Genomic DNA, 21886 nt, shown 5'->3' on the forward strand with positions numbered 1-21886 from the left:
AACATCTGCATCGAGCCGATGAACCTCGCTGATATCGAGCGCTGTGTCGAACTGGAGCAGCTGCTGTTCCCCGAGGACGACCCCTGGCAAGCGGTGGCGTTCCGCTCGGAACTGGCCGCCCCGCACAACCGCTATATCGCCGCCCGTGACGAGCAAGGGCGAATGGTGGGTTACGCCGGCATCGCATTGCTCGGTGACGCCGAACACCCTGAGGCCGAGGTGCACACGATCGGTGTCGACCCGACCTGCCATCGCGGCGGTATCGGCACCCTGCTGCTGGAAGCGTTGCTCGCCGAGGCGGGCAAGCGCGGCGGCCCGGTATTCCTCGAGGTGCGCACCGACAATCAGCCCGCCATCGCGATGTACGCCAAGCACGGCTTCCACATCATCGGGCTGCGCAAGAACTACTATCACCCCAGCGGCGCCGACGCCTACACCATGCGCAGGCCCGAGTTGAGCGCCGAGGGGCGGGCATGGCGTGTGACACAGCCGGACGAGGTTTTGTCGTGATCGTCATGGGTATCGAAAGTTCCTGCGACGAAACCGGAGTCGGGATCGTCCGCTGGAACAGCGACGGCACCTGCGAACTGCTCGCCGACGAGGTCGCCTCCAGTGTCGACCAGCATGCCCGCTTCGGCGGCGTGGTGCCGGAGATCGCCTCGCGCGCCCACCTGGAGGCCATCGTCCCCGCGATGCGCCGCGCGCTGTCCGCCGCGGGTATCGCGAAGCCGGATGCGCTCGCGGTCACCATCGGTCCGGGTCTGGCGGGAGCACTTCTGGTCGGTGTCGCGGCGGCGAAAGCCTATGCGGCGGCGTGGGATGTGCCGTTCTACGCGCTGAACCACCTCGGCGGGCATGTCGCGGTGGACACGCTCGAGCACGGGCCGATGCCGCCGTGCGTCGCCCTGCTGGTCTCCGGTGGGCACACCCACCTGCTGCATGTGACCGACCTGTCGGCACCGATCGTGGAACTGGGCAGCACCGTGGACGACGCGGCGGGCGAGGCCTTCGACAAGGTGGCGCGGCTACTCGGCCTCGGCTACCCCGGCGGACCCGCGCTCGACGCGGCGGCGCAGAGCGGTGACCCGAAGGCGATCGCGTTCCCGCGCGGCATGACCGGTCCCCGCGATCCTCGCTACGATTTCTCCTTCTCCGGTCTCAAGACCGCGGTAGCCCGCCATGTCGAGGCGGCACAGCGGCAGGGCATCACCCCGGAGCAGCTGCCGATTCCGGATATCGCGGCCTCGTTCCAGGAGTCGGTCGCCGATGTGCTCACCATGAAGGCGATTCGCGCCGCCCAGGATGTCGGCGTCGACACCCTGGTACTCGGCGGTGGCGCCACCGCCAACTCCCGCATTCGCTCGCTGGCCGAGCAGCGCTGCGCCGCAGCCGGTTTGACGCTGCGGGTGCCCAAACCCCGGCTCTGCACCGACAACGGCGTCATGATCGCGGCGCTCGGCGCCCACGTCATCGCCGGTGGCGCAACACCTTCGGACCTGACCGTCGCCACCGACCCGGGCTTGGCGGTCTCCACCAGCCAGGTTTTCTGACCGGTCCACCCGAGATCGTCCGCCGATCGTGGCACGACCCGGGTGGTGACGAATGCCGCTGTGCCGAGGTCGAACCGCCGTCGGATGTGCATCGCGCGAATGCCACGGATCAGGGCCGAGCATCACCGGGCAGCGTGGTGCTGACGGGTGCCGTCGCCGGTGTCGAAACCGGCGGGATCGGGCGCACCGCCGGACCCTCGTCGAATGAGATCGAGAGGACGAGCAGGACGAGCAACAGCGCCGCCGCGACCCCGAGCGTCATACGTGCCCAGAGCCACCACGGCTGAAAACGTCGGCGTCGCGCCGACCGATAAGCGGCAGCCACATGTCCCCCTTGCCGGGTGGCTCATTGCTGATCGAATCGCGACCGGTCGACCGGCCGTTACGCCGACTGCCTTGCGCCGCAAGGGAACCGGACGCTGGTGTCGAACTTCGCTCCGAAAGCCCCAGGATCGTCATGTCGATGGTGGGGGCGCCTACGATGCTGATCATGTCTGATGCTGTGCGTGACGGCGGTTCGGGCGCCGGTCCGGTCCGGCAGGATGTCTGGTGGACAGATCCGGCGCTGCTGGTACGCGGCGATTTCGAGTTTGTGTGGGGGCTACTGGATTCGGCGCCGGACGCTCAGGCCCGTGTGGTAGCGGCGGTGTATCGCGCCTCGGCACATCTGCACCGGGACGCTCCGCCCGTGGTGCGTCGGCAATTGCTGGCGCTGGACGCCGCCCGGTACGGAGACCGGGAGCTGGCCGCCCGGATCACCACCGTGCCGGTGGCCGAGGGAAAGCACGCGCGGTGGGGGGTGGAATGGGCCACTGCCGGTCAGGTCGATTCTCGGCTTCGATACACCCTGACCGGCGCTGCCGTGCGGACTGTGGCGACAGTCGTGGTGGACGGCCGCGCCGTCGCTGTGAGCCCGGCGGGGGGCAGCGGCAACGGCCGGGCACTCCAGGTGTGGGATCTGAAGACCGGCGAGCAGGTCGGCGAGCCCTTGGTCGGCCACGACGGCTTGGTTCGGGCGGTCGCGACGGGGATGATCAACGCGCGTCCCGTTGTCGTCAGCGGAAGCGAGGATGGCACGGTTCGCGTATGGGACCTCATCGACCATGAGCAGATCGGCGAGCCCCTGCCCGGCCACGACGGCTGGGTGCTGGCGATATCGACGGCCTTGGTGGACGGCCGCCCCTTCGCCGTCACCGGCGGTACCGACAACACGGCGCGTGTGTGGGATCTCAGCACCGGACAGCAGATCGGCGACCCTTTGGCAGGCCACGGCAACTGGGTGGTGGCGGTGGCAACAGCTGAGGTGGGCGGCCGTCCCGTCGCCGTCACCGGCAGCTGGGATGGCACGGTCCGGGTGTGGGACCTCAGCACCGGAGAGCCTGCCTGTGACCCGCTGACCGGCCACACCGATCAGGTGCTGGCGGTGGCAACGGCCGTGGTGGACGGCAGGCCCGTTGCTGTCACCGGAAGCAGTGACAAGACGGCGAAGATATGGGACCTCACCACTGGCGAACCGATCGGCGACCTTCCGACCAGTGGCTCCCACAGAGTGCTGGCCGTAGCGACAACCGTGCTGGACGGTCGGCCGGTTGCCGTCACCGGCGGCGGGGACAACACGGCCCGGCTGTGGGATCTGACCACGGGTGAGCAGATCGGCGATCCGCTGACCGGCCACACCGACCGGGTGGGCGCCGTGGCGGTGGCGAACGTGGACGGCATCCCTGTCGTGGTCACCGCCGCTGAGATCGCCGGCACCGACCACACCGTCCGTGTGTGGAACCCGCAGGAGCGTCGGCAAATCGACGGACCGTCGGCTGGGCACAGCGACATCGTGGTCGCGGCGGCGACGGCGATGCTGGATGGTCGGCCGGTTGCCCTCACCGGCAGCGGGGACAACACGGCCCGGCTGTGGGACCTCGCCACGGGTGAACAGATCGGCGAACCTCTCCGCGGTCACACCGATGTGGTGTGCGCGGTGGCCTTGGGCTCGGTGGATGGACGCCCGATCGCCGTCACCGGTGGCTACGACGCACTCCGGTTCTGGGACCCGGCCACGGGTGAGCCGATCGGTGAACCACTGACCGACCCGGACGGACGGACGATCGCGCGAGCCATGGGATCGGTGGACGGCCGCCTCGCGGCCGTCACCAGCGGCGGCCACCGCAGTGGCAAGCCCATGCGGATATGGGACCTGGCCACGCGCAAGCCGATCGGCAGATTCCCCACCGGCCGCCGCCGGAACTATGCCGACAAGGTGATCGCGGTGGCGGTGGGATCGGTGGACGGTCGGCCGGTCGCGGTGACCAGCGCCGACGATCGAACAGTCCGCGTGTGGGACGCGACTACGGGGCAGCAGGTCGGTGAACCACTGACCGACCTCGACTGCACGGTGCGGGCAGTGGCCACGGCGGTGGTGGAAGGCCGCCCGATCATGATCATCGGCAGCGACTGTAAGACAGCGCGGATCGTGGACCTGACCACGGGTCAGCGGATCGGTGAACCTCTCCGCGGTCACACCGATGTGGTGTGCACGGTGGCCTTGGGCACGGTGGACGGCCGCCCGGTCGCTGTCACCGGGAGCTGGGACGCCACGGTGCGCGTGTGGGACGCGATGACGGGTGAACAGATCGGAGCGGAACTGGTGTTCCCCGCAAAGGTGAACACGGTCGCCGTGGCGCCGGACGGGCGCCTGGCAGTCGGATTCGGGACGGAACTCGCCATCCTGGCCTCTCGCTGACCCTTCCCGGCGGGCCGGTTGCCGCGCAACCCGAACAACCTGCCGCAGGAACATCTGCCGATCGCCGTAATGGCGGCAGCCGGTGTGGTCGAGGCCCATTCCGTTGCAGAACACTCCTGGGGTGTGCTGCTCGAAGTCTGGTCGGCTGCCGATCGGCGAAGGCGTGGTCGTCGTTCGACCGAGTCGCCCCGCTGCCGTATCCGGGCGATGCGGTGGGCGTCAGTCCGCTTCGGTGAACTGAAGTGTGCCCGTCGCGCCGGTGTGCGCCGACCCGGAGTTGGCCCGCGGCAACGGGATTCGCGATTGCGCCGGTGCCTAGCTGGGGACGGGCACCGCGTTCGGCGTCGGAACGGTTGTGGGGAAGGGGGTTTCGGTGCCCATGCCGATGCGGCCGTGTTCGGGGTCGACCGCGGATTCGGCGGATGGCGCGGGCTGATTACCGAAGAGCGGGCCGAGCAGCTCCGGGAACGGGATCGACGGCAGATTCGGGTCCGGACGCAGCGTAGGTTGCGTCGACAGCGGCGTCGTCGGGGGCGGGGTGGTGGATACGGTGCCGGTGCGGGTCGGCGGTTGGGTGTTGTCCTGGGTGACCGAGGGGATACTGCTGCCGCTGGGTCGGTTGGTGCTCTCCCGGTTGTTACCGGTGGCGGTGCCCGCGCCGGTCGGTGGGGCCACGCTGACCGGCGTACTCGGCTGCTGCTGCGCGCTGCTGGTGGTGCCCGCGGGGGAGACATCGTCGCCCGCCGTCGGTGCGAAGGTCTTCACGCCGTAGCCGATGACCAATCCGACCACCACGATGGCTCCCGCGAGGGTGCCGACGACCTTGGTGAAGGTGCCGACCGGCGCGTCCGCGGCGAGTGTCGCGACCGGGAAGACCGACGGCTGAACCGAATCGGCGACCAGCGCCGCGCCTTTGGCGATGACGGCTTCCGGGTCGTCCACGGTGTGCACCGGCACGTGGAGCGCGTCGCAGAGCGTGGAGATGACCGCGGGAATGTTGGCTCCGCCGCCGATCACCACCACCGCCTGTGGGAACTTCGGCGCCCTGGCGAATGCGGCGGCGGTGAAGACGGCCGTCTCGCGGAGCAGGTCGGTGATGAGCTCCTCGAAATCGGCCCTGGTCAGTTTCAGCGGGCGGCCTGCCACATGGTCGATGGTGACGGCGGGCGAGAGCGATAGGTGCTCCTTGGCGGTCCGGCCGCGATTGGTCAGCATGCCGCGATTCGGCCTGGTGCCGCGGCGCGCGTAGTGCAGGTCGACCAGATGGTGGTAGATGCGGTCGTCGATCGCGTTGCCGCTGACCGCGGTGGTGCGTTCCGAGCGCAGGATGGTGCCGTCGGCCTGATCCGCGACGGTGACACTGAGCCCCGAAGCGCCGAGATCCACGATGGCGACCGTCTCGTAGCGGTCGAGCAGTCCGGTATGACGCAGGTAGGTGAGGGCGGCCGTGCCCTCCGGAACCAGCCGTAGGTCGCGTTGCTTGCCGGTGGCCGAACGGATCACCTGCGCTTGCTCTTTGCTGCGGTAAGCCACCGCGACGCTGGTGGGCGCGGCGTCACGACCGGTGGGTTGCGCGCCCGCGAAGCGCGCGCCGATCGAGTGGGCGATGTCGTAGGTGATCTGCTGGCTGGTCGGCAGCTGGGTGGTCATCAGTTCGATCGAGGACGCGACCAGATCCCCGAGATCGGAGTGGGCCGCGTCGGCGGAGACGACGCGGTAGTCGAAACTCTGAGCCCCGTTCGGCGCGGTAGCGACCAGCGCCGAGCACACCACCTCGTTCCCGGCCGAGATGCCGAGGGATGTTCGCATGTTCACCTCCCTTCGAGCGGATGGTCATGGTGTCGCCGACCATCTCGAATGGACTGCCGCACCGTCGCGTGGTTCGCGAGCGATCCGGACTCGCAATCCGGCCGACCCGTTGGACGGGTGGGTCGCGGGGAACGGCCTTCGATCACGTGTGGAGTTGCCCTCTGGTGAAACTTCTGGTGACGCTGTCCCGGATGTGACGCTGAGCTCGCTGTTTCGTGACGCCGACCGCGCTCCCGACGACGCCTGTTCGTGACGAACACGGCTGCCGGACAACGACCGTCGTCAATACTGTCACAATCCGTTACCCGAACGTTACAGATTCAACGAAGTAATAGGAAGTCCTCATCGGCCGAGTCGACCCACCCTGTCCAGTGGGTGTCGGACGTCCTCGGAAGCGACGGAAATGGCCGCGCGGCTGTGGGCGGTTCCGGTGCGCGATGGATGGTCGACACGCATTGGCACAGCCCGCCCTTGAGCGCTGGCACTCTCGTGTATAGAGTGCTAGTCGGCACTGTGTGATGTGTGGTGCCAAGCTTTGACTACTGAGCAGGGGTCCCGGCACCCGCGACGACGGGGCTAACGCTACAGAGTCACCGTGACCGAATCGATGGTCCGGGACAACAGTTCCGGACGACCGTAAATCCCCTGAAAGTGGAGGGCTCAACGTGGCGAGCGTGAACATCAAGCCGCTCGAGGACAAGATCCTCGTCCAGGCCAACGAGGCCGAGACGACGACGGCCTCCGGCCTGGTCATCCCGGACACGGCGAAGGAGAAGCCGCAGGAAGGCACCGTTGTCGCCGTCGGCCCCGGCCGCTGGGACGAGGACGGCGAGAAGCGCATTCCGCTGGATGTCCAAGAGGGCGACACCGTCATCTACAGCAAGTACGGCGGCACCGAGATCAAGTACCAGGGCGAGGAGTACCTGATCCTCTCCGCGCGCGACGTGCTGGCTGTCGTCAGCAAGTGACCGCGTTTCCCGGCCGACCGGCCGGGATCGAGTCGTAACGACACTGCCCCGGTTCCCCTACAGCGGGGCCGGGGCAGTGCCGTTCTGGCCCTATCCAAGGAAAAGGACTTATGGCAAAGCAGATCGAGTTCGACGAGAAGGCTCGTCGGGCTCTGGAACGCGGTGTCGACAAGCTCGCCGACGCCGTCAAGGTGACCCTCGGCCCGCGCGGTCGCCACGTTGTGCTCGCGAAGGCCTTCGGCGGCCCGACCGTCACCAACGACGGTGTCACCATCGCGCGTGACATCGAGCTGGAAGACCCGTTCGAGAACCTCGGCGCGCAGCTGGTCAAGAGCGTCGCCACCAAGACCAACGATGTCGCGGGTGACGGCACCACCACCGCCACCGTGCTGGCCCAGGCGCTGGTCCGGGCCGGACTGAAGAACGTTGCCGCGGGCGCGAATCCGATTTCCGTCGGCATCGGCATCGCCAAGGCCGCCGACGCGGTCTCCGAGGCGCTGCTGGCCCTGGCCACCCCGGTCTCCGGTGAGCAGGCCATCGCGCAGGTCGCGACCGTCTCCTCGCGCGATGAGGAGATCGGCGCGATGGTCGGTAAGGCGCTGACCACCGTCGGCAAGGACGGCGTGGTCACCGTCGAGGAGTCCTCGACGCTGCAGACCGAGCTCGTCGTCACCGAGGGCGTGCAGTTCGACAAGGGCTACCTCTCGCCCTACTTCGTCACCGACGCAGACAGCCAGCAGGCCGTGCTCGAGGATGCCTTCATCCTGCTGCACCGCGAGAAGATCAGCTCGCTGCCCGACTTCCTGCCGTTGCTGGAGAAGATCGCCGAGTCCGGCAAGGCCGTGCTGATCATCGCCGAGGACGTCGAGGGCGAGGCGCTGTCCACCCTGGTGGTCAACTCCATCCGCAAGACGATCAAGGCCGTCGCGGTCAAGGCGCCGTTCTTCGGTGACCGCCGCAAGGCGTTCCTCGACGACCTGGCCGTCGTCACCGCGGGCACCGTGATCAACCCGGACCTGGGTATCACGCTGCGCGAGGCCGGCATCGACGTGCTCGGCCAGGCCCGGCGCGTCGTGGTCACCAAGGACGAGACCACGATCATCGACGGTGCGGGCACCGCCGAGGACATCGCGGCCCGTGGCGCACAGCTGCGGCGCGAGATCGAGGCGACCGACTCCGATTGGGATCGGGAGAAGCTCGAGGAGCGGCTGGCCAAGTTGGCCGGTGGCGTCGCGGTGATCAAGGTCGGCGCGGCCACCGAAACCGCCCTCAAGGAGCGCAAGTACCGGGTCGAGGACGCGGTGAGCGCGGCCAAGGCCGCCGTGGACGAGGGCATCGTGCCCGGTGGCGGTACCGCCCTGGTGCACGCCGCCGCCAAGCTGGTCGAGCTGCGGGATTCGCTGTCCGGCGATCAGGCCGTCGGCGTCGAGGTGGTGCGGACCGCGCTGCAGGCCCCGCTGTTCTGGATCGCCACCAATGCGGGCCTGGACGGCGCCGTGGTGGTCAGCAAGGTCGCCGAGGGCAAGGAGGGCTTCAACGCCGCCACTCTCACCTACGGTGATCTGCTCACCGATGGTGTCGTGGACCCGGTCAAGGTGACCCGCTCCGCCGTCGTGAACGCCGCGTCGGTGGCGCGGATGGTGCTCACCACCGAGAGTGCCATCGTGGACAAGCCGGCCGAGGAGGCCAACGACCACGGCCACCACGGGCACAGCCACTGAGCTCGCCCCGACGGCAGCACATAGTCAAGGCCCCCGGACCATTCGGTCCGGGGGCCTTCGTCTGTGGGTCCGGTCGCGGAGCCGCCGTGGTCGGTCGGGTCGTCGTGATCGGGCGCTTCACATCGGCAGAGCGATGGGCGCACACCGAGGTCGACGGCGGGCGAAGGTGTTCGGCGCGGCGGATGCCGACGCCGCGTGGCGCTACGACGCTACCGGAGGCTGCTCGGCGATGGCCGCGAGCAGTCGACCACGCAGTGCGGCGGGCGGCTGAGTAGCCGTTGTCACCGCGAGAGCGCACAGAACATTCTTTGTCTGTTGCACTTCGGCGATGAACGCCGCACGTAGCGCGGGGTCTTCATTGTCGAGCAGTTCCTGTACCGCGTGATGGTCTTCGTCGTCGATCGATCCGAGCGCGACGGTGTGCGCGAGATCGATCTGGGCTTCGTTCATCTCACGTCACCCCCAAACTTTTCTTCAGTCGTGTCAGTCCGTCCCGGATACGGGACTTGACGGTCGGTAGCCCTACGCCGAGGTAGGTGGCAACTTCCGCGTAGGTTCGCCCGCCGTAATAGGCGAGCGAGATGGCCTCCCGCTGGGTATCGGTCAACGTCGTCAACCCTTCGAGGACGGCCTGTTGTTCGAGCCTTCGCTCCACCTCTTCGGTGACCTCATCGAATTCGTTACCGAGAACCCTTATCCCGTAGGCGACTTCACGCTGGGTATGTGCCTGCTCGGCGCGCACCCGGTCGACCGCCCGCCGATGGGCGAGCGTCATGAGCCACGTCACGGCCGATCCCTTCGCGGGATCGAAACTGGCTGCGGTGCGCCAGATCTGGAGATAGACCTCTTGAGTGGTCTCTTCCGCGTACCCCGGATCGTGCAAGACCCGAAGCACCAGACCGAAAACGCGCGCACACGTCCGGTCGTACAGTTCGGCGAAAGCTTGCTGATCGGACTGGCCGCATCGATGCAAAAGGGCGGCGAGCTCGATACTTTCGGCTGCGCGTGCCGACATCGCAGAGTCCACACTCTGTGGGATGGCTTCTCTTCGGAACGAGTCGCCCTCTGCGGCCGGCTGCCGCGTTGTCACAACGCTCCATTCTGTGTCATCGGTCACTACCGTAGCGCGCCGCTATAGCCTCCCTTCCGCTGGGGTCTCGGCAGACTGGCTGTCGCCCAGCAACATGTGGAAAATGGCGACACGCCGGGCGATTTCGCTATAGACACGCCGCGACACGCCGATGCATCCCTTGCAACGCCGATCCGACAATGGTGCGCGGCTTCTGGCCGCCGTAGCAGCCGGCTAAACGGTGGTGACCGCGTGATGCCGGTGCGCCGGCTGTCGGATACGAACCCCAACGGCGCTGTGCCGTCAACGGTTCGGCCGGTGATCTCGCATCTCGTCTTGCAGTGGCCGGTTGTTTGCTAGGCATTCGGCGCGCCGCGCTATCCGGATGGGGGCGGATTCATCGCCCGCCTGGACGCGGTGTTATCAGACGGCCATGCGGCGCCGATTGCGCCGCGCGTGCATCTCCCGCTCGGTCTCCGACATGCCGCCCCAGATGCCGTAGGGCTCGCTGACTTTCAACGCGTGGCTCCGGCACTGCATAAGTACCGGGCAGCTACGGCAGATCTCCTTGGCGCGCATCTCGCGCGCGGTGCGAGCGCGGCCGCGCTCGCCGTCCGGATGGAAGAACACCGCGGAGTCCTGTCCCCGGCATGAGCCTCGCATCTGCCAATCCCAGACGTCGGCGTTCGGCCCGGGGAGGTGGGTCGGCATGGGCATGGTGAACTCCTCGTGATGCGAGCTCGTCAGCGTTGTCGAGCAGTTTGTTCTGCAAGGTTTCTCGGGCCGCGGGCGGGGTGGCGGTTGGCCGAGGCTCGCCATCTCGGTCGCTGCAATTTCGCGCGGCGCCGACCGTGGCGATGAGCTACGTTAGGTCCAGCCGCGAAATTCCGTCAATAGTTCGACGCATCGGTTTTCAAAATTCACTACGGCGAGATTTAACCTGACCGGTGTTTACTTTTTACGATGGCTCCGGCGATACTGTTCGGTTGGCCAGTGGGCGGCTGGGTCTCATCTGGCCTGGGGCGGGTTGCGTTTCCCCTGGTAGGGGTCGATTTTTGTGAGAGCTCACAAGATGCCGATGCGGTAGCAGTGACTACTCACGAGTGTCGGTGGCCACCGTGGATGCTTCCGGCTGGGGGGTGTGAGATGGCGGAAACGGGGCATACAGGTTAATTACGCGAAACGCATGTGAATTTACATCGATGCTGATCTCGCAATGCTGGTACGAGTTTTACCTGATGGAAACACGGCTCCGTACCAGAAATGCTGAGCGGTTGCCGGTGGTCGTCGAGGCTTTCTCGCGGGGGGTGGGGGCGGTGCCCGGGATAGAGTTTCGGCCGTGTTCGCGCCCGCTCCGTTCCTGGATATCCGTTCTGAAGTACTCGCTGCGGCGGCCTTCGGCGACCGGCCCGGCCTCGGCGCTGCCGAGTTGCCGGTCGTTTCCGACGCCGTCGATTCGTGGCGCCGGGCGGTGATTCTCGGCGGGCAGGGCTACTACGCCGGAGCCCGCGCCGAGTTGCGCGCACTGCGCGCGCTGACCGCCGATCCCGTGCTGCGGTCGCTGGCCGCGAGCACCGAGGGTTCGCTGCTGCGTCAACTGGGCTGGCATGCGAAGGCCGCGGTGGCCGACGGCCGAGCCGTCGCACTCGTCGGTGGAACCGAACCGGCCGGGGCGGTAGCGGAGCCCGTCGACACGGATGCGCTGCCCGACCTGTCCGCGTTGCCCGAGGTATCGACGCTCGCCGAATTCGCGGCTCGCCCCGACCGGGTCGACGCGCTCTGTGACGCGTTGACCGGCCTCGCCGCCGACGCGCTCGGCACCGGCCGGCTGACCCTGGCCGCCCGCCTGCTGCGGCGCGGCGCACTCGCCCTCGACGCGCACCATCCACGCGCCCGGATCCGCTGGCACTGGGTCAGCGCGGAGACGGCGCTGGCTTCGGGCCTCCCGGAGTGGGCGACGACACATGCGGAAGCGGCGTCGGCGCTCGCGCAGCGGTGCCCGTCGGTGCGGCACCGGGTCAAGTCCCGGTTGCTGGTCGCCGCGGCCGCCGCGACACGCGGGGATATCGATGCGGCCTCAGCGGAAGCCGAGATCGTTGCCGTCCAGTGCCGTGAACACGGCCTATTGCCCTTGGGCTGGGCCTGCGCGATGCTGCGTTCCGGCCTCGGCGACCCGGATGCCGCGACCGAAGCCGCGGTGCACGCCGCGGCTATTGCCGGACGTGGCGGGCACTTTCGGCCGATGGGCGCTCGCTGAGCCCCAACCTGCGCGGTTGCAGCGACAACCCACCGTGTTGCCCAGCGGTGTGGGTTGTATCGCTATTGTTAGACCCGTTCCGCCGCTCGGGCGGAAGCACAGGTCATCGGGCCGGTGCCACTTGTAACGCCAGGAATCTCGCTGACGATGACGCACACGGGCGAAGAGTTGGACCTCGCCGTCACTGCCGCTGCGCAGGGCGACAGATCCGCTTTAGCTCAGGTACTGGAGCTCATCCGCCCGCTGGTAGTTCGTTACTGCCGTGCGCGGATCGGAGCGGCGGAGCGCGGACAGCTCTCCGCGGACGACGTTGCGCAGGAGGTATGTCTGGCTGTGATGACCGCCTTGCCCAGGTATCAGGACCAGGGCAGGCCCTTCATGGCCTTCGTATACGGAATTGCTTCGCACAAGGTCGCCGACGCACATCGAAATGCCGCCCGTAACAAGGCGGAGGCGATGGCCGAAGTACCAGATGTCATATCCACCGACCAAGGGCCGGAACAACGAGCTCTCGAATCCGAAACGAGCAGGCAAATGAACCGTTTGCTCGCAACGCTTCCTGAGAAGCATCGAGAGATCCTGATTCTGCGCTTGGTTATGGGTTTGTCAGCGGAAGAAACCGCGGTCGCCGTGGGCAGTACGGCGGGTGCGATACGGGTGGCCCAGCACAGGGCGCTCGCGAAACTCAAGTCACAAGTGGCGAGGGCAGGTGAAATGTATGGCTAGGGATGGCGAGCGCGGTCGGGGCGACTGGAAAGCGCGACGTGGATCGCGAAACAGCGGTCCCTACGCCGGGGGTTCTGGTGACTCCGGACCGGTGGATATCGCTGCGGTACGCCGTGACGATGCGCTGATCGACGCCATCTCGAGTGCAGGGCCGGTGCAGACCGACAGCGCTGAGGAGTTCCAACTCGCGGCGTTGCTCGCGGATTGGCGTGCCGAGCTCGTCGAGCCGCCGCTGCCGACCGCACCCGATCTCGACGCGGTGGTCGCCGCGGTCAATCAGGAGATCGGCGCGCGCAAGGTGCGAGTCGGGGCCCAGACCAACGGACGACTAAGGCTGGTGCGCCCCATTCTCGGCACCGCCGCCGCGCTGGCACTGGTTATCGGCGGTTTGACGGCGTTCTCGTACAACGCCGAGCCGGGCGGTCCGCTGTGGCGGGTCAAGGAGGTCGTGTTCAGCGAACAGGCCCAGACCACCGTCGTCAATCGCGCGGGCAACCAGATGGATCAGGCGAAACAGGCTCTCGCGCAAGGTAGTCCGACACTGGCCAAGGAGCAGCTGGAGGCTGCGCAGGCGAATGTCACGCAGGTGAGCGATCAGGCGAAGCGCACCCAGCTACAGATCGAGTGGGAGCAACTGCTCGCCGAGCTGCGTAAGAACTCGCCCGAGCTGGCGAACCAGGTGGAGGCGATTACGAAGCCGACCGAGGTGCGGCCCACCGCGGGATCGGGCAGCACCACAACGTCGAAGCCCTCGCAGCCCGCGGGTCAAACGACGCCGAACAACACCATCCTGCAGGCGCCGGTCGATTCGTCGGCCACCACGCTGCCGACCACCCAGGAGCCCACCGCGCCGACCAAGCCGGGTACGACAACGGCCCCGCCGGTCACCCAGGAGCCGACGAATCCGACCACGCAGGAGCCGCCGACTCAGACTTCGCCGTCAACCGTGGGCTCATCACCCGGCACTGGTAACGGCACCGGCACCGGGACCGGCGGTGTGGAACTCCCCACCCCGCCCACCAACCAGGTTCCCACCCAGAACAACCCGGGCGGCATTACGATCCCGACCCTCCCCTTCACCCTCCCCGGTCAGCCTCGCTGATCAATTCTCCCGCCGGTCGCGATCGGACGACCCCGTCGTCCCGCCCTCGATAACCAAGGTCATAGGTGACCAAGGTCATCGGTAATCGTCCGATTCCACCCAGCAAATAACGCGCAAAAAGCCGACCGCCCCGAAGGCGGTCGGCTTTGTCGTTCCGAGCCCCACGTATTTCGAATCCCGACCCCGTGTGCGCTAGGGATCGGAACCCGACAACTGATTTCGCAAGCACATGGGTAACTCACCGGGTACACCCAAAATCCGATTCACACATCACCCCCGGCCCGGCGCAAGAGTCACCATCCCCCTACGACCGGCAAAAGTTCCGGGGAGGCGGGGGAGCTAGTCGAATCCGTCGAATCCGTCGCCGTGAAAGGCCTCGTTCATCGAGGCATCCGCATATCCCCGGCAGTAATCCCAGGTGACATACGCTTCCGGCGTCGGATCGTAGGCGGGCTCGTGCGGGCGGACGGTTCCGTCCACCAGCAGCTGAAGCAGGTTGGCGCGGAGCATGTCCCAGTCGTGGTAGTGATCCTGCCTGCAATCCTCGCAACTCACTACGAGTCCGCGGATACCGCGGTGCGCGAGTAGCGCCTCGTAGACGGCGAGATCGGCGAGATCCTCCTCGACCGCAAGGCGCTCGTGGGGATCCAGCGGTTCGCCGGGCTCGATGGCATCGAGTGCGGCGGACGGGTCGGAGGGGTCTCCGGCGAACGGATCCGGCGGCAAGCCAGGTGGTAGATGGTCACGCACACACCCACGGTACGCAGAACAGGGTGGTCTGCGCCAGCGATGCGGCATGCCAGTTTCGGTGATGGGCTCAGTCATCGACGAGTTTGCGGGACAGATACCATGGGTGGCAGGCGTCGCCCAGTACCCGACACGCTGAGGTCGCCGTTACCGTCCATCCCATCAGTTGTGCGCGACGCCGGTCCCTCCGGCGTCTCTCGCTTTCGACGTCCAGGAGGGGTCGATCCGAATGAGTAATCCCGTACCGGGCGAACGAATCGCAGTCCGCCCCCCTACGGGTGGCGACGATCCGAACAAGATCGCCATGCTCGGCCTCACGTTCGACGACGTGCTGTTGCTGCCTGCCGCATCGGATCTCATCCCCAGTTCGGTGGAGACCTCCAGCCAGCTCACTCGGGAGATCCGGTTGCGCACCCCGCTGGTCAGCTCCGCCATGGACACCGTCACCGAGGCCAGGATGGCCATCTCGATGGCGCGCGCGGGCGGCATGGGTGTGCTGCACCGCAACCTGGCCGCCGCCGATCAGGCCGCGCAGGTGGAGACCGTGAAGCGCTCCGAGGCGGGTATGGTCACCGATCCGGTGACCTGTCGTCCCAGCGACACGCTGGCCGAGGTCGACGCCATGTGTGCCCGGTTCCGCATCTCCGGTCTTCCGGTGGTGGACGAGACCGGCGCGCTTGTGGGCATTATCACCAATCGCGATATGCGTTTCGAGGTGGATCAGGACCGCCGTGTCGCCGACGTGATGACCAAAGCGCCGCTGATCACCGCCAAGGAGGGCGTGACCGCGGAGGCCGCACTGGGTCTGCTGCGTCGCCACAAGGTGGAGAAGCTGCCGATTGTGGACGGCAACGGCCGGCTGCGCGGCCTCATCACCGTCAAGGACTTCGTCAAGACCGATCAGTATCCGAACGCCACCAAGGACCGTGACGGCAGGCTGCTCGTCGGCGCCGCGATCGGTGTCGGTGAGGACTCCTGGTCGCGCGCCATGATGTTGTCCGACGCCGGAGTGGACGTGCTGATCGTCGATACCGCACACGGCCATCAGGCCGGTGTGCTGCAGATGGTCACCAAGGTCAAGGCCGAGGTCGGCGATCGCATTCAGATCGTCGGCGGGAACGTGGCGACCAGGGAGGGTGCGCTCGCGCTGGTCGAGGCGGGCGCGGATGCGGTGAAGGTGGGCGTCGGTCCCGGCTCCATCTGCACCACCCGTGTCGTCGCCGGTGTCGGCGCGCCGCAGATCACCGCGATCCTCGAGGCCGTCGCCGCCTGCAAGCCGCACGGTGTGCCGGTCATCGCGGATGGCGGCATCCAGTTCTCCGGTGATATCGCCAAGGCCATCGCGGCGGGCGCGTCCACCGTGATGCTCGGCTCGCTGCTGGCGGGCACCGCCGAATCGCCGGGTGAGCTGATCCTGGTGGGCGGCAAGCAGTTCAAGAGCTACCGCGGCATGGGCTCGCTGGGCGCGATGCAGGGGCGCGGTCAGGCGAAGTCCTACTCCAAGGACCGCTACTTCCAGGACGACGTGCTCGCCGAGGACAAGCTGGTGCCCGAGGGTATCGAGGGCCGGGTGCCATTCCGCGGTCCGGTCAACCAGGTGATCCATCAGCTTGTCGGCGGTTTGCGGGCGGCCATGGGCTACACCGGTTCGCAGACGATCGCACATCTGCAGGAGGCGCAGTTCGTGCAGATCACCGCGGCCGGGCTCAAGGAGAGCCACCCGCACGACATCACGATGACCGTCGAGGCCCCGAACTACACTGGTCGCGCCTGACGGACCCGGATTCGGCGCTCCGACACCCGGCGCGCCGAGTCGGCTGAGATAGCCCAGGCGGGCTCGCGGCCGATACTCGGCTCGACCGTCGTGTACAAGACCAGATGGTCGGTGCATGATTGACCTGCTCGCGTGGACTGGTTGACAAAGCCAGCCCGACTCACCGGCGCGGATAGAATCCGACCCCGCCGGACCCGGCCCCGTCCGGAGCGAGTCTTACGAGCGACCGTTCGCGGCCGTCTCGCGTCCGAGTGGCCGAAGCGCATGCGACGAAGTCGCGAGTCTCGGCCGCTCGGACGCGAGACATCCAGGGCCGCGAACCCGCCGCGCCCGCGCGGCCGAAAACACAGGAGGACATAGACGTGCGCGACATGGTCGAGATCGGCATGGGCCGGACGGCCCGGCGTACCTACGAATTGGACGATGTCGACATCGTTCCCTCGCGGCGTACCCGCTCGTCGAAGCAGGTGTCGCTGTCCTGGCAGCTCGACGCCTACCGATTCGAGATCCCGTTCCTGGCCCATCCCACCGATGCGCTGGTCTCGCCGAGGTTCGCCATCGAGCTGGGCCGCCTCGGCGGACTCGGGGTGATCAACGGTGAGGGGCTGTGGGCCCGGCACGCCGATGTCGAGGCGAAGATCGATCAGCTGCTGGAGCTCGTCGGCAAGGGCGGTTACGAGCGCGCGGTCGCATTGCTGCAGGAGTTGCATGCCGCGCCGATGCAGCCGGATCTGCTCGCGGCCGCGGTCGCCGAGGTGCGTGCCGCCGGGGTGACCGTCGCGGTGCGGGTGAGCCCGCAGAACGCCCGCGCGCTGACCCCGTCCCTGGTGCAGGCGGGTATCGACCTGCTGGTGGTGCACGGCACCATCATCTCCGCCGAGCATGTCGGCGACGGTGAGCCGCTCAACCTCAAGACCTTCATCGCCGAACTGGATGTGCCGGTGGTCGCGGGCGGTGTGAGCGATCACCGCACCGCGCTGCACCTGATGCGCACCGGCGCGGCGGGCGTGATCGTCGGTTACGGCTCCTTCCCCGGTGCGACCACCACCGGTGAGGTGCTCGGCATCGGGGTGCCGATGGCCACCGCGATCGCCGATGCCGCCGCCGCGCGCCGCGACTACCTCGATGAGACCGGGGGCCGCTACGTGCATGTCATCGCCGACGGTGATGTCGCCACCTCCGGTCAGCTGGCCAAGGCCATCGCCTGTGGTGCGGACGCCGCCATGCTCGGCGTTCCGCTGGCGGCGGCCGCCGAGGCGCCGGGCCGCGGCTGGTACTGGCCGTCGGCCGCCGCGCATCCGTCCGTGCCGCGCGGTTCGCTGCTGCATGTGGACGATCCGTGGGATCTGGGCGGGGAAAGTGTCGGCGAGCCGGTGCGCCCGAGCCTGGAGCGCGTGCTCTTCGGTCCGTCCGACGATCCGTTCGGCTCGCTGAACCTGGTCGGCGGCCTGCGCCGTTCGATGGCCAAGGCGGGTTACTCGGACCTCAAGGAATTCCAGAAGGTCGGTCTCAGCGTCCGCGCGTGAGCCTGTCGCGTGCGTGAGAGTTCCTCTCGGCGGGGAGCTTTCACCCACGCTCCGGTTCAGTGCACGTGGGTGGGCGCGATCCGATCGCGCAGGAACTGCTGGATGGCGTGGTTCACCGGTTCGGGGTGCGTCATGGTCACCGCGAGGCGAGCGCCCGCGATCTCCACGTAGGTGGCGGCGGTCAGATCCTGTGCCAGGCGTTTGGCCCGGTGGTGCGCGATCCCGCTGTCGGTGGCGTGAATCACCAACGCCGGACAGGTGATTTCGCGCAGCCGGTTCACCACCGAATCGCGGCCGAGCAGGCAGCCCGCGGCGACTTCGATGTCGTGGCGGTCCCGCGCCAGCCAGCGTTTGGTCCAGATGTCGCGGTACCAGTCGTCGTCGCCGATCAGCCAGGACGCCAGCTGGTTCACCGCGTTCGGTCTGGAGTCGTCGTCGTACCAGTCGTCGAGGAACTTCTGGGTCGCGGTGGACTGCTGGGGCGTCGGGCCGTGCGCCTCGGTGCTGATGAGAATCAGCGCCGAGACCCGCTCGGGTGCGATGAGCGCGGTGCGCAGTGCGGTGAAACCACCCTGTGAGGTGCCGCCGACCACGGCGCGGTCGGCGCCCAGATGGTCCAGCACGGTGAGCGCGTCGCGGGCGGCGGTCCAATAGGTGAACGGCAGACCCTGATCCCTGGTGCGCCCGTGCCCGCGCGCATCCCAGGACACGATCCGGAATTCCGGTGCGAGCGCGGCCATCTGAGACGCGAACATGGTTCGGTCCATGAAGAATTCGTGTGCCAGTAACACCACCGGACCGTCCCCGCCGCTGTCCTCGTAGTGGATGTCGGCGTCTATCGCACGGGCGAATGGCACGAGCAAGAGGATAACCAGCGGTGCGGGGGTGCGCGGGAGGATTTGGACGCTCTTTAGACTATGACAGTGGCAGAATCCCAGAGACCGGTCCTCGTCGTCGACTTCGGCGCCCAATACGCCCAGCTGATCGCCCGGCGGGTCCGGGAGTCGAGTGTTTTCTCCGAGGTAATCCCGCACACCATGACGGTGGAGGAGATCGCGGAGAAACAGCCGCTCGCGGTGATTTTGTCCGGCGGCCCGGCCAGCGTGTACGCCGAGGGCGCGCCGCAGCTGGATGCGCGGCTGTTCGATCTCGAGGTGCCCGTCTTCGGCATCTGCTACGGCTTCCAGGCCATGGCGCAGGCGCTCGGCGGCACCGTCGCGCATACCGGCACCCGCGAATACGGTCGCACCGAGCTCAATATCGACGGCGGTCTGCTGCACGGTGGCCTGCCCACCATTCAGCCGGTGTGGATGAGCCATGGCGACGCGGTCACCGACGCGCCGGAGGGCTTCGAGGTCACCGGCACCACCGCGGGCGCTCCGGTCGCCGCATTCGAGGATCGTGCCCGCCGTCTGGCTGGTGTGCAGTATCACCCCGAGGTGCTGCACTCGCCGCACGGCCAGCAGGTGCTCAGCCGCTTCCTGCACGAGATCGCCGGTATCCCCGCCACCTGGACCCCGGCCAATATCGCAGACTCGCTGGTCGCGGCGGTGCGCGAGCAGATCGGGGACGGCCACGCGATCTGTGGCCTGTCCGGCGGTGTGGACAGCGCGGTCGCCGCCGCGCTGGTGCAGCGCGCCATCGGTGACCGGCTGACCTGCGTTTTCGTCGACCACGGCCTGCTGCGTGCGGGGGAGCGCGAGCAGGTGCAGAAGGATTTCGTCGCCGCGACCGGCGCCAGACTGGTGACCGTCGACGCGGTGGACAAGTTCCTCGGTGAGCTGAAGGGCGTCACCGACCCGGAGGACAAGCGCAAGATCATCGGCCGGGAATTCATTCGCTCCTTCGAGGACGCGGTGAGCGAGGTCGTCGCCGAGCACGGCACCGACGGTGCGACGCCGCAGGTCGAATTCCTGGTGCAGGGCACGCTCTACCCGGATGTGGTGGAGTCCGGCGGCGGCACCGGCACCGCGAATATCAAGTCGCATCACAATGTCGGCGGTCTGCCCGACGATCTGGAGTTCGACCTCGTCGAGCCGCTGCGCCTGCTGTTCAAGGACGAGGTCCGCGCGGTCGGACGCGAGCTCGGCCTGCCCGAGGAGATCGTCGCGCGCCAGCCGTTCCCGGGTCCCGGCCTTGCCATTCGTATTGTCGGTGAGGTGACCGGCGATCGGCTGGACACGTTGCGCCAGGCCGATGCGATCGCCCGCGAGGAGCTGACCGCGGCCGGACTCGACCGTCAGATCTGGCAGTGCCCCGTGGTGCTGCTCGCGGATGTGCGCAGCGTCGGCGTACAGGGTGACGGCCGCACCTACGGGCATCCGATCGTACTGCGCCCGGTCTCCAGCGAGGACGCGATGACCGCGGACTGGACCCGTCTGCCCTACGACGTGCTGGAGCGCATCTCGACCCGCATCACCAATGAGGTGCCGGAGGTCAACCGGGTTGTCCTCGACGTGACCAGCAAGCCGCCGGGCACCATCGAGTGGGAGTGATCGCCGCTACCGGATCAGCAGATCCGGGAGGCCGGCGATGAGCATGGCGAAGTTGTGGGCGGTGACGGTGCCCGCGCGGGCGTATTCGCTGTGGCCGGTAACGGTCCGGCGCGGTGCGCCGTCGTAGCCGATACCCGCGTGGGTCGTCAGGGCGGTGAAGTCGCCGTCGGCGGGATCACCGCCGAACCAGCCGGTGTCGGCCACCCAGTCGCGGTCGGCCTCGGCCAGGTACGCGCGACCGGGCGGCAGGGCCAGATCGGTGGCGTCGGCGGCGTACAGCCCGGGTGAACCGTAGAAGATGGCGTCGTCGACCGGGTGGACCGGATTGTGTTGCAGGGCAAGGCTGGTGGTGAGCGAGCCGTAGGAGTGGCCGAGGGCGACCAGGTGCGGGACGGCGCGGGTCGAGTTGCGGGCGAGCGCGGAGTAGAAATCGGCCAGATCCGGTGCGCCCGCGCGGGCCTCGATATCGAAGAGGGCGTCCATACCGCCGCACACCAGGTCGTCCAATCCGCCTGTCAGGCAGGGTGGTTCGTAGCCGAGCCAGGCGATGGTGGCGACGGTATCGGTTCGGCCGGCGTGACGCAGGGCGCGGTGCGCTTCGTCGCGCAGACCGGTGACTTCCCGGATCAGGGTGCCCAGCCAGGCGCCGACGGTGGTGTTCAAACCCGGTGTGATGACCGCGATATGGTCGGCGGTGTCCGGGTCGCCGACGGCGAAAACGGCTTTCGTTCGCGTGCCGGTGGTGTCCAGGTGCAGCAGATAGCCCTCGGGATTGGTGTCGACGAGTTTCTCGATCTCCACGAGATCGGCGAGTTTCGTTGTCACCAGGTCGAGTTCGGCATCCTCATTGGTGAACAGGCCGCCGAAGATGTGGCCGCCGATGGCGTGGCGGAGTTCCTCGGCGCGTTGCCGGAGGTGATGTCGCAGGTCAGCGATGCCGCCGACCTTCGCGCGGTGCCGGTCCTCGGCAGGAAGGTTGTCGTAGGCATCGGCTCGGGCCGCAAGTCGGTCCATCGTGTCCCCCCGATGGTGCGATCGAACAAATCCCGCTCAACATAGCAGTCCGATTCGTTCGTACGCACCCGGTGACCTCCGAGGCGGGATCGGCTTCCGGCTTCGCGCAAGGAAACTCGTCTCGCCGTATCGGTCTCGGGTCCTGCGCCGTTCGGGCCGGAATTCACTCGATTGCGGGGCGGGGCCTGGCCTGTCCGAGCACCAGCTGGCCGAGCAGCATGCCGCCGAGCCGGACTCCGGGCTGCGGCCGCTCGGTGACCGGTGGCCGCGGGCGATCACCCCGGTCGTGGTCCGTATCGGGTCTCTCGAAATGCGGTGCGGTCATGGGATTCTCCTGAAATGAGACGTGAAACGACCCGTCCGGCGAGGGCGGGTCGTTTCTCATGGATTC

The 21886-nt window shown here is 67.7% G+C and carries 20 protein-coding genes; 11 read left to right on the forward strand and 9 right to left on the reverse strand.

All coding sequences use genetic code 11. The features are described from left to right. Nucleotides 1–18: 18 nt before the first annotated feature. On the forward strand, nucleotides 19–510 hold the full coding sequence (gene rimI / locus AB0H61_RS07040) for a ribosomal protein S18-alanine N-acetyltransferase (protein WP_357300582.1): 492 nt from the start codon (nucleotides 19–21) through the stop codon (nucleotides 508–510). Further along, nucleotides 507–1550, forward strand: a complete 1044-nt coding sequence (gene tsaD, locus AB0H61_RS07045) for a tRNA (adenosine(37)-N6)-threonylcarbamoyltransferase complex transferase subunit TsaD (RefSeq protein ID WP_357300338.1) — start codon at nucleotides 507–509, stop codon at nucleotides 1548–1550. The genes rimI and tsaD overlap by 4 nt, the downstream gene beginning before the upstream one ends. Before the next feature lie 109 nt (nucleotides 1551–1659). Here tsaD and AB0H61_RS07050 read toward each other — a convergent pair whose 3' ends face one another. Next, nucleotides 1660–1875, reverse strand: a complete 216-nt coding sequence (locus AB0H61_RS07050) for a hypothetical protein (protein ID WP_357300340.1) — start codon at nucleotides 1873–1875, stop codon at nucleotides 1660–1662. A gap of 165 nt (nucleotides 1876–2040) precedes the next feature. On the opposite strand from AB0H61_RS07050, the gene AB0H61_RS07055 reads away from it, so the two are divergent. Then, on the forward strand, nucleotides 2041–4287 hold the full coding sequence (locus AB0H61_RS07055; RefSeq protein WP_357300342.1) for a WD40 repeat domain-containing protein: 2247 nt from the start codon (nucleotides 2041–2043) through the stop codon (nucleotides 4285–4287). Nucleotides 4288–4602: 315 nt separating this feature from the next. On the opposite strand, the gene AB0H61_RS07060 is transcribed toward AB0H61_RS07055, so the two are convergent. Then, the gene (locus AB0H61_RS07060; RefSeq protein WP_357300343.1) at nucleotides 4603–6096 is read right to left on the reverse strand and encodes an Hsp70 family protein; all 1494 of its coding nucleotides are present in this window, start codon (nucleotides 6094–6096) and stop codon (nucleotides 4603–4605) included. Nucleotides 6097–6761: 665 nt separating this feature from the next. Between AB0H61_RS07060 and groES the strand changes: the two genes are divergently transcribed. Beyond that, a complete protein-coding gene (gene groES / locus AB0H61_RS07065) occupies nucleotides 6762–7064 on the forward strand; it encodes a co-chaperone GroES (protein WP_014349218.1) in 303 nt (100 codons plus the stop codon). A 110-nt stretch (nucleotides 7065–7174) separates the two neighbouring features. Beyond that, the gene (groL, locus tag AB0H61_RS07070) at nucleotides 7175–8785 is read left to right on the forward strand and encodes a chaperonin GroEL (protein ID WP_357300344.1); all 1611 of its coding nucleotides are present in this window, start codon (nucleotides 7175–7177) and stop codon (nucleotides 8783–8785) included. 201 nt (nucleotides 8786–8986) lie between these two features. Here the strand turns inward: groL and AB0H61_RS07075 are convergent, their stop codons facing one another. From AB0H61_RS07075 to AB0H61_RS07085, 3 genes are all read right to left on the reverse strand, one after another. Further along, nucleotides 8987–9235 carry a hypothetical protein gene (locus AB0H61_RS07075; RefSeq protein ID WP_357300345.1) on the reverse strand — a complete coding sequence of 83 codons (249 nt, stop codon included), beginning with the start codon at nucleotides 9233–9235 and terminating at the stop codon, nucleotides 8987–8989. Between the two features lies 1 nt (nucleotide 9236). Then, complete coding sequence (locus AB0H61_RS07080; protein ID WP_357300584.1) at nucleotides 9237–9812, reverse strand: sigma-70 family RNA polymerase sigma factor; 576 nt, start codon at nucleotides 9810–9812, stop codon at nucleotides 9237–9239. 465 nt (nucleotides 9813–10277) lie between these two features. Next, entirely contained in the window at nucleotides 10278–10571 is a 294-nt protein-coding gene (locus AB0H61_RS07085; protein ID WP_040704593.1) for a WhiB family transcriptional regulator, read from the reverse strand. Nucleotides 10572–11193: 622 nt separating this feature from the next. On the opposite strand from AB0H61_RS07085, the gene AB0H61_RS07090 reads away from it, so the two are divergent. The 3 genes from AB0H61_RS07090 to AB0H61_RS07100 all read left to right on the forward strand — a co-directional run bounded on the left by AB0H61_RS07090 (nucleotide 11194) and on the right by AB0H61_RS07100 (nucleotide 13939). After that, a complete protein-coding gene (locus AB0H61_RS07090; protein ID WP_357300346.1) occupies nucleotides 11194–12111 on the forward strand; it encodes a hypothetical protein in 918 nt (305 codons plus the stop codon). Nucleotides 12112–12258: 147 nt separating this feature from the next. Further along, nucleotides 12259–12837 carry a sigma-70 family RNA polymerase sigma factor gene (locus tag AB0H61_RS07095; RefSeq protein ID WP_357300348.1) on the forward strand — a complete coding sequence of 193 codons (579 nt, stop codon included), beginning with the start codon at nucleotides 12259–12261 and terminating at the stop codon, nucleotides 12835–12837. 91 nt (nucleotides 12838–12928) lie between these two features. Beyond that, nucleotides 12929–13939 carry an anti-sigma-D factor RsdA gene (locus AB0H61_RS07100; RefSeq protein WP_357300350.1) on the forward strand — a complete coding sequence of 337 codons (1011 nt, stop codon included), beginning with the start codon at nucleotides 12929–12931 and terminating at the stop codon, nucleotides 13937–13939. A gap of 339 nt (nucleotides 13940–14278) precedes the next feature. Here the strand turns inward: AB0H61_RS07100 and AB0H61_RS07105 are convergent, their stop codons facing one another. Then, on the reverse strand, nucleotides 14279–14689 hold the full coding sequence (locus tag AB0H61_RS07105) for a DUF5319 domain-containing protein (protein ID WP_040704598.1): 411 nt from the start codon (nucleotides 14687–14689) through the stop codon (nucleotides 14279–14281). Nucleotides 14690–14915: 226 nt separating this feature from the next. Here AB0H61_RS07105 and guaB point away from each other — a divergent pair, with 226 nt between their 5' ends. Continuing rightward, entirely contained in the window at nucleotides 14916–16460 is a 1545-nt protein-coding gene (gene guaB / locus AB0H61_RS07110; RefSeq protein ID WP_357300351.1) for an IMP dehydrogenase, read from the forward strand. A 362-nt stretch (nucleotides 16461–16822) separates the two neighbouring features. Further along, nucleotides 16823–17986, forward strand: a complete 1164-nt coding sequence (locus AB0H61_RS07115; protein WP_357300353.1) for a GuaB3 family IMP dehydrogenase-related protein — start codon at nucleotides 16823–16825, stop codon at nucleotides 17984–17986. Nucleotides 17987–18042: 56 nt separating this feature from the next. Here the strand turns inward: AB0H61_RS07115 and AB0H61_RS07120 are convergent, their stop codons facing one another. Then, the gene (locus AB0H61_RS07120) at nucleotides 18043–18843 is read right to left on the reverse strand and encodes an alpha/beta hydrolase (protein ID WP_357300355.1); all 801 of its coding nucleotides are present in this window, start codon (nucleotides 18841–18843) and stop codon (nucleotides 18043–18045) included. A gap of 60 nt (nucleotides 18844–18903) precedes the next feature. On the opposite strand from AB0H61_RS07120, the gene guaA reads away from it, so the two are divergent. After that, nucleotides 18904–20481: a glutamine-hydrolyzing GMP synthase gene (guaA, locus tag AB0H61_RS07125; protein ID WP_357300357.1), complete on the forward strand. Its 1578-nt coding sequence runs from the start codon at nucleotides 18904–18906 to the stop codon at nucleotides 20479–20481. Between the two features lie 6 nt (nucleotides 20482–20487). Here the strand turns inward: guaA and AB0H61_RS07130 are convergent, their stop codons facing one another. Then, nucleotides 20488–21495: an alpha/beta hydrolase gene (locus tag AB0H61_RS07130; protein ID WP_357300359.1), complete on the reverse strand. Its 1008-nt coding sequence runs from the start codon at nucleotides 21493–21495 to the stop codon at nucleotides 20488–20490. A gap of 163 nt (nucleotides 21496–21658) precedes the next feature. Continuing rightward, nucleotides 21659–21820, reverse strand: a complete 162-nt coding sequence (locus tag AB0H61_RS07135) for a hypothetical protein (protein WP_357300361.1) — start codon at nucleotides 21818–21820, stop codon at nucleotides 21659–21661. Nucleotides 21821–21886: the final 66 nt, after the last annotated feature.

Origin of the sequence: Nocardia sp. NPDC050710 (assembly GCF_040654375.1) — a bacterium.
In the GTDB taxonomy this organism is placed as follows: Bacteria; Actinomycetota; Actinomycetes; order Mycobacteriales; family Mycobacteriaceae; genus Nocardia.

Coding starts and splice junctions, on each gene's coding strand:
- rimI (WP_357300582.1), top strand. CDS start 19: ATGAACCTCGCTGATATCGAGCGCTGTGTCGAACTGGAGCAGCTGCTG.
- AB0H61_RS07055 (WP_357300342.1), top strand. CDS start 2,041: ATGTCTGATGCTGTGCGTGACGGCGGTTCGGGCGCCGGTCCGGTCCGG.
- AB0H61_RS07060 (WP_357300343.1), bottom strand. CDS start 6,096: ATGCGAACATCCCTCGGCATCTCGGCCGGGAACGAGGTGGTGTGCTCG.
- groL (WP_357300344.1), top strand. CDS start 7,175: ATGGCAAAGCAGATCGAGTTCGACGAGAAGGCTCGTCGGGCTCTGGAA.
- AB0H61_RS07075 (WP_357300345.1), bottom strand. CDS start 9,235: ATGAACGAAGCCCAGATCGATCTCGCGCACACCGTCGCGCTCGGATCG.
- AB0H61_RS07085 (WP_040704593.1), bottom strand. CDS start 10,571: ATGCCCATGCCGACCCACCTCCCCGGGCCGAACGCCGACGTCTGGGAT.
- AB0H61_RS07095 (WP_357300348.1), top strand. CDS start 12,259: ATGACGCACACGGGCGAAGAGTTGGACCTCGCCGTCACTGCCGCTGCG.
- guaB (WP_357300351.1), top strand. CDS start 14,916: ATGAGTAATCCCGTACCGGGCGAACGAATCGCAGTCCGCCCCCCTACG.
- guaA (WP_357300357.1), top strand. CDS start 18,904: ATGACAGTGGCAGAATCCCAGAGACCGGTCCTCGTCGTCGACTTCGGC.
- AB0H61_RS07130 (WP_357300359.1), bottom strand. CDS start 21,495: ATGGACCGACTTGCGGCCCGAGCCGATGCCTACGACAACCTTCCTGCC.
- AB0H61_RS07135 (WP_357300361.1), bottom strand. CDS start 21,820: ATGACCGCACCGCATTTCGAGAGACCCGATACGGACCACGACCGGGGT.